This is a genomic window from Vibrio sp. 10N.222.55.C6, assembly GCF_041473395.1.
Lineage (GTDB): Bacteria > Pseudomonadota > Gammaproteobacteria > Enterobacterales > Vibrionaceae > Vibrio > Vibrio crassostreae_C.
This window is the reverse complement of sequence record NZ_JBFRSD010000252.1, coordinates 1-297: the sequence shown is the minus strand read 5'-3', so window position 1 is coordinate 297 and position 297 is coordinate 1. Positions and strand designations below refer to the sequence as shown.

Here is a 297-nt window from a genome sequence, read left to right as displayed (position 1 = left end):
TGATCAACGAGATCAATGCCTTTGTACTTTCATTGAAAGATGATCGTGATACTAAGGTTGTGGTCTTCAAATCATTACATGAGAGCTTCTTTCTGGCTCACCTAGATCTCAATGTGATCAACGGTACACAAGGTGGACAAGCTGGTTCGATTGAATTCAACCACATGATTGAGAACATTAAAGCGATGAAACAAGTCTCTGTCGCGGTAGTTGATGGCGTAGCTCGTGGGGGCGGTAATGAATTTGTGATGGCGTGTGACCTTGCTTACGGCACTGAAAACTCGGCGTTCGCACAAC

Annotated in this window: 1 protein-coding gene; it reads left to right on the top strand. The window is 44.8% G+C overall.

Annotation, left to right across the window (positions count from 1 at the left end; all coding sequences use genetic code 11):
- A partial coding sequence (locus AB4486_RS23515) for an enoyl-CoA hydratase/isomerase family protein (protein ID WP_372118973.1) occupies positions 1-297 on the top strand: 297 nt, incomplete at both ends.